The organism is Maribacter sp., from assembly GCF_016744255.1.
Taxonomy (GTDB): domain Bacteria; phylum Bacteroidota; class Bacteroidia; order Flavobacteriales; family Flavobacteriaceae; genus Maribacter_B.
In genome coordinates this window covers 1-5984 of record NZ_JADGES010000148.1, presented here as the reverse complement: position 1 = coordinate 5984, position 5984 = coordinate 1, and the positions used below count along the sequence as shown (strand labels likewise).

Annotated in this window: 8 protein-coding genes; 7 read left to right on the top strand and 1 reads right to left on the bottom strand. The window is 31.2% G+C overall.

The window, feature by feature from the left end; translation table 11 throughout:
* The first annotated feature begins 69 nt into the window (after positions 1-69).
* The 3 genes from QZZ51_RS15960 (at position 70) to QZZ51_RS15950 (ending at position 2035) form a co-directional block, all read left to right on the top strand.
* The gene (locus tag QZZ51_RS15960; protein WP_291871480.1) at positions 70-816 is read left to right on the top strand and encodes a LytTR family DNA-binding domain-containing protein; all 747 of its coding nucleotides are present in this window, start codon (positions 70-72) and stop codon (positions 814-816) included.
* An 89-nt stretch (positions 817-905) separates the two neighbouring features.
* Positions 906-1538, top strand: a complete 633-nt coding sequence (locus tag QZZ51_RS15955) for a TetR/AcrR family transcriptional regulator (RefSeq protein ID WP_291871478.1) — start codon at positions 906-908, stop codon at positions 1536-1538.
* An 11-nt stretch (positions 1539-1549) separates the two neighbouring features.
* Positions 1550-2035, top strand: a complete 486-nt coding sequence (locus tag QZZ51_RS15950) for an Mpo1-like protein (protein ID WP_291871476.1) — start codon at positions 1550-1552, stop codon at positions 2033-2035.
* 2 nt (positions 2036-2037) lie between these two features.
* Here QZZ51_RS15950 and QZZ51_RS15945 read toward each other — a convergent pair whose 3' ends face one another.
* Positions 2038-2502, bottom strand: a complete 465-nt coding sequence (locus tag QZZ51_RS15945; protein WP_291871475.1) for an Lrp/AsnC family transcriptional regulator — start codon at positions 2500-2502, stop codon at positions 2038-2040.
* Between the two features lie 152 nt (positions 2503-2654).
* On the opposite strand from QZZ51_RS15945, the gene QZZ51_RS15940 reads away from it, so the two are divergent.
* The 4 genes from QZZ51_RS15940 to QZZ51_RS15925 all read left to right on the top strand — a co-directional run.
* Complete coding sequence (locus QZZ51_RS15940; protein ID WP_291871473.1) at positions 2655-3779, top strand: histidine decarboxylase; 1125 nt, start codon at positions 2655-2657, stop codon at positions 3777-3779.
* A gap of 457 nt (positions 3780-4236) precedes the next feature.
* On the top strand, positions 4237-4713 hold the full coding sequence (locus QZZ51_RS15935) for an SRPBCC domain-containing protein (RefSeq protein WP_291871471.1): 477 nt from the start codon (positions 4237-4239) through the stop codon (positions 4711-4713).
* A gap of 9 nt (positions 4714-4722) precedes the next feature.
* Positions 4723-5127 carry a hypothetical protein gene (locus tag QZZ51_RS15930; RefSeq protein ID WP_291871469.1) on the top strand — a complete coding sequence of 135 codons (405 nt, stop codon included), beginning with the start codon at positions 4723-4725 and terminating at the stop codon, positions 5125-5127.
* The coding region (locus QZZ51_RS15925) for a helix-turn-helix domain-containing protein (RefSeq protein ID WP_291871467.1) at positions 5128-5984 on the top strand (857 nt) is incomplete at its 3' end.

The window sequence follows — 5984 nt, the reverse complement described above, 5'->3', positions numbered from 1 at the left end:
TTCAGAAATGTATCCGCAACAAAAAGACAAAGGTAATAAAGCAACTTTTGTAATAAAACACCTTACCGCATGAACCCTATAACCGCAATATTGGTAGATGACGAAATATCTAATGTAAAAGGTCTACAACAAAAAATTGAAAAATTATTTTCAAATATTGAAATAACACATACTTTTCAAAAGCCTGAAGATGCCGTAACGTTACTTCAAAAACAACAGCCAGATTTACTTTTTCTAGATATAGAAATGCCTAGAATAAATGGCTTTGAACTATTAACAAAACTAGAAAAAATAGATTTTCAAATCATTTTTGTTACTGCTTATAATGAATATGCTATTGAAGCTTTTAAGCAAAATGCTATAGATTATGTTTTAAAACCAATAGCGGATCAAGATCTTATTAATGCAATCCAAAAGGCACAAAAGGTTATAAAACACAAAAATCAAAATCAGAGTAATTTAAAACTCTTAAACCTCTTAACCGAGCATGTAACTAATAACAATAAAGTACTAATACCAACTACCAAAGGAATCTCTTTTATTCCGTATAATGAGGTATTACATATTCAGGGTTACGATGGGTATACCCAGATACACCTGTATGACAATACTACTATTACGAGTTCTTATAATTTAGGGAGATTTGCCAAACTCTTGGGCAATCCGTTTTTTAAATGTCATAAGTCGCATATTGTACATCTAGATAAGGTTCGTAGTTTTGAGAATGAAGGCTATATTATTCTTGAAAATGGCAATAGAATACCCATCTCTAAAACGTATAAAAAAGCCTTTATTGACCTTCAAACGAAGTACTAATTCTTTTGTTTCTAAAGAGATAGCTAAATTCTAATTTGTATTTTTAGTAAGCATTGACTAATTTTAGGTGAATTTTAGTAAACTTACACTTGAAACAAAAAATAAAAAAACAAGCCCAAAAGCTTTTTAACAGCACAGGAATCTCTAATGTTTCTATGAAACAAATTGCAGACTCTTTACAAATAAGTGCTGGTAATCTTCAGTACCATTACAAAACTAAAGCTGTTTTGTTAGCCTATATCTATGAAGATATGTACCAAGAATCTCTTCATTATATAACCCCTGTAAACAGTTATATAACATTACATCATTTTGAAGATGTAATATTAAAATTTGATGGTTTACAAAACAGATACTCTTTCTTTTTTAATGAAATTATACATATTGGCAGAAACTATCCCGAAATACTAAAGCGGCATACCGAATCTACCTTACAGCGATTAAAAGAGGGGAGCGCATTGCTAGATTATTATATAGAAACAGAACGATTAAAGCCTGAAAATGAGCTTACAGACTACGATAAATTAGTACATACCTTCTGGATGTTAAGTACTTTTTGGCAATCCCAAAGACAAATAATAAAAAACAACACCTATTTCGTCAATCAATGCCATATAGCAGAAATATTATGGAATATATTTCTACCGCACCTAACTGAAAAAGGTTTGGAAGAATATAAACAGATGCGAAAATTTGTGCCGCTGCCAAAAGAACTAACTTAAAATTCCCTACTATGAGAAAAATAGATGCCCTCTTAAACGAATATGCAGAAAGTCACCAAACAGTTTTTAATAAAAGGGTACATTACATTTGCGTACCTGCAATTTTCTTTAGTTTAATTGGCCTTTTAGCTTGTATTCCTATGGATGCAATTATGGAAGGCATACTACCAGATAGCTATTTGGCGTATGCCCATTTTGGTTCGGTAGTACTTATATTAGGATTAATCTACTATCTAAGACTTTCTATTCCCCTTTTTATAGGAATGTTACTTTTTTCCGTTTTAGCACTGATAGCTATTCACCAAATACAATTGGCTAACATTGCACCTCTATGGGCTATCATGTTAGGTATTTTTGTAATTGCTTGGATAGCACAATTTATTGGTCACAACCATGAAGGTAAAAAACCATCCTTTTTAAAAGATGTACAATTTTTAATGATTGGCCCAGCATGGATTTTAAGTCCTCTTTTTAATGCTGTTGGGCTAAAATTCTAATGCTATCTAACTTTTATTCTGGTTTCATTCTTCACTTGCGTTATTACAAAAGAACTCTGCATATTAGATACTATCTTTAGTTGCGACATTTTCTTCAATATAAACTCTTGGTACTCTTTCATGTCGCTAAGAACAATTTTAAGAAGATAATCATACGCTCCGGCGATATAGGAAACCTCTAATACTTCATCTAAATGGTGTACATAATCCTCGAACTCTTTAAAATATACTTCCTGGTGTTTTACAAGGGTTACTTGGCAATATACTACCAAATCTATATGCAGCACTTTAGGGTCTATTAAAGCCACGTATTTCTTTATAATACCGCTAGCTTCGATACGTTTTATACGTTCATGTGTTGGTGTAACACTTAGATTTACCTTTTCTGCTAATTGTTTTATAGACTGTTTTCCGTCTTTTTGAAGCTCGTTTATAAGTTTTATATCTATCGTATCTAAAGACTGCATAGTAGATTTTTCTGTTTTAGTTAGATGATCATAATGAACAAAGAAATATTTTCTATAAAAAAACAAAATTAAAGAATAATATTTCAATATATGTCGATTTTTGTAAAAATAAATTCTATTATTTACATTTGTAACCACAAAAGGTGGAAGTTATGAAAGATAGAATTGATAAAATATACAAACGTATTAGTGAACATTCCGATAGCTTTTTGGGGTACCCATTAGCCAAAGATTTCTCCTACCAAGAATTTGCTCCTTTTTTAGATTTATGCATCAATAATATTGGTGACCCAGAGTCTCCATCTACCTTAGCTATAGACACCAAAGACATAGAAAAAGAATGTGTTGCTTTTTTTGCTGACATTCTTTCTACCAATATGAAAGAAACTTGGGGCTATATTACCAATGGTGGTACCGAAGGTAATTTATACGGATTGTATTTAGCAAGAGAGAGTTTCCCAGAAGCTGTTGTTTATTATAGCGAATCTACCCATTACAGTGTAAAGAAGAATTTGCACTTATTAAATATTAAAAACATTGTAGTTAGGAGCCAACCAAATGGCGAGATGGATTATGATGATTTGGAACAAATCATTTCGTTTCGTAGAGACAAGCCTGCTATTTTCTTTTTAAATATTGGCACTACTATGACCGAAGCGGTAGATAAACTAGACGAGATTAAAAGAATCATACACAAATACGCCATAAAAGATTATTACATTCATTGCGATGCTGCATTTCTAGGGTTAATAGCTCCATTTATAGAGCCAAAACCAAAGTTCGATTTTGCCGAAGGTGTAGATAGTATTGCTATTTCTGGTCATAAATTCATTGGAGGCCCTATGCCTTCTGGCGTGGTATTGGTAAAAAGAAACCACAGAAACCGTATTGCACACTCTGTTTCGTATATCGGTGCTATGGATACTACCATTACAGGGTCTAGAAACGGCTTAACTCCGTTATTTATCTGGTCTTTTATTCAGAAATACGGAAAACAAGGACTTATAGAAAGAGCAAGAAACTCCCAGAAAGTGTCCGCTTATACCGAAAAGAGATTGAAAGAAATAGGCATAAATGCTTGGCGAAATAATGATGCCTTAACAGTGGTTTTAGATAAACCTTCGAATGCTTTATGCGACAAATACCAACTTGCTTCTGAGGGTAACATTGCACATGTTATATGCGTTCCTGGTATAGAAAAAGTACAAATAGACCTTTTTATAGAAGATCTAAAAAGAGAAAAAAAGGGAGCTTTAGAAGAAGCCCAATTGGTATAAATAAAAGAAGCTGTTTATATGGGCGTTTTAAAAATACGCCCATATACAAGTATTTTTTTTTTAAAACTCTTATTGCAATTTTTTATACGTGTATATTTCTTTAGTATAGTTTACTACCTATATTAACAATCCGGGTTTCTAAAGAATCTACAAGAATACTAACAGACCCAAAAGAGCGCTGCAATTAATTGGTACGTATAAAAATAGAGATTTCTTACCACAACGATATCTTTAATCCAGTATATAGCTCAACCACGAAATCACTCTTCCTTTTAAACTAATTAATTGTTCTAAATATCTTATCTTAAACTTAAGAAACAAACATACGAGCTAAACTGTTAGGCACAAGATAAAAATTACGTCAAAAAGAATACAACAATCTGCAAATCGAATACAATGCCTATTTAATCATCATCTAATTTTATCTTTCATTATTAGCAACACTAAAAAGTGAAAAATGAAAGAAACAATTAAAGTTGAAAGAATGAAATTATCTCACCGAAAAATTTACACCGATATAACGATTGATGCACCTGCAGAAAAGGTATGGTCTGTTTTAAAAGATACGAAAACTTATAAAAACTGGGCGGTATTCTTAACAGACATTAAGGGTGAATTAAAAGATGGAAATAAAATTACTGCTAAGTTTCAGTTAAACCCCTCTAAAGAAAAATACAATTCCATAGACCACACAATTCAAGTGGTGGAAGGTAAATCATTTTATTGGGCAGAGAAAGGACCTATGGGTATTTGCGACAATCATCACTTTAAGGTAGAAGTAATTGACAGGAATAATTCTCGTTTTATCCAATCTGATGAATTAACAAAAGGAGCAACTTTTCTTTTAGGAGGTTATTTATCAAAAGTGTATACTAAAGGATATCAAGGGTTTAACCAGGCATTAAAAAAAGAAGTAGAACGTAGATTTAATTAACCACTTATAATGATGATAGTTGTAGCTAAAATATATTTTGTCTTTTTAATAGTTTGGTCTGTAGTAATGCTTATTTGGGGTTTAGCAGGATTTTTTGAATATTTTACAGGGATTATTCCATTTATAGAATTACAGAATAAAGCTTACCCTAGTGGAGTTCAGTTTGTACATTGGTTTTTGATAAGCTTAACAGGGTTAACTTTTTTAATTGGCTATTTCAACCATTGGAAATTAACCCCGTTCGCTATGTTAATATTGTTTTCTAATTTAACCATATTATGCACCATCGAAACTTTTGATTTTATGTCAGAACAATGGAGTTTAAAAGCATATTTTTCCGAATTGATTTTTTACCTTGCTACTTCATTATTTCTCTTATATTCAGCTGTTTCAAAATCACATTTCATCTCATAAATGAAAAAAGATATTATAAATATTAATAGTATTCACGAAGTTCATCAGTTTTTAGGCTTAGGTAAACCAAAGCATCCCTTAATTTCTGTTTTTAAATTTGGTAAAGAGCAAAGCCAATTATCAAATGAAAACTTTAAATATTCTTTAGATTTATTTCAAATCAGCATTAAGGGAAATTGCCCTTATACTATTTCAAATTACGGTAGAAATTCATACGATTTTCAAGAATGTTCTATGATATTTACATCTCCAAATCAAGTTTTAGAATTTAATAAAGCCTACCAAACAGAAGATGATAATTGTTGGACTTTAGTTTTTCATCCAGATTTAATCAGGAAATCAGAACTAGGAAAGAAGATAGATAGTTATGCGTTCTTTTCTTACGCTTCTAATGAAGCATTACATTTATCTGATGAGGAAAGAAATACAATTACAGATATTACACGGAAAATAGAAAAAGAATACAGTAACAATATAGATGCACACAGCCAAACACTCATTATCTCAAACCTTGAGTTATTATTTAATTATTGTATTCGTTTTTATGACCGTCAGTTTTATACGAGAACAAACTTAAACAAAGATGTTGCAAGTGATTTTGAACAATTATTAAAATCCTACTATAAAGCAGGAAAGCAATTGGAAATAGGTATTCCTTCTGTTCAGTATTGTGCTAATGAAATGCATATGTCTCCAAGATATTTAAGTGATTTACTTCGTAAGGAAACAGGCAAAAGTACGCAAGAACATATTCACGAATACATCATAGAAAGAGCAAAAAACAAACTTTTAAATTCAAAAGAAAATGCTAGTGAAATTGCATATTCTTTAGGGTTTGAATATCCGCAGTATTTCAG

Bases quoted from the DNA above. Each gene is read 5' to 3' on its own strand.
- QZZ51_RS15960 (WP_291871480.1), top strand. From the start codon at position 70: ATGAACCCTATAACCGCAATATTGGTAGATGACGAAATATCTAATGTA.
- QZZ51_RS15945 (WP_291871475.1), bottom strand. From the start codon at position 2,502: ATGCAGTCTTTAGATACGATAGATATAAAACTTATAAACGAGCTTCAA.
- QZZ51_RS15950 (WP_291871476.1), top strand. From the start codon at position 1,550: ATGAGAAAAATAGATGCCCTCTTAAACGAATATGCAGAAAGTCACCAA.
- QZZ51_RS15930 (WP_291871469.1), top strand. From the start codon at position 4,723: ATGATGATAGTTGTAGCTAAAATATATTTTGTCTTTTTAATAGTTTGG.
- QZZ51_RS15935 (WP_291871471.1), top strand. From the start codon at position 4,237: ATGAAAGAAACAATTAAAGTTGAAAGAATGAAATTATCTCACCGAAAA.
- QZZ51_RS15940 (WP_291871473.1), top strand. From the start codon at position 2,655: ATGAAAGATAGAATTGATAAAATATACAAACGTATTAGTGAACATTCC.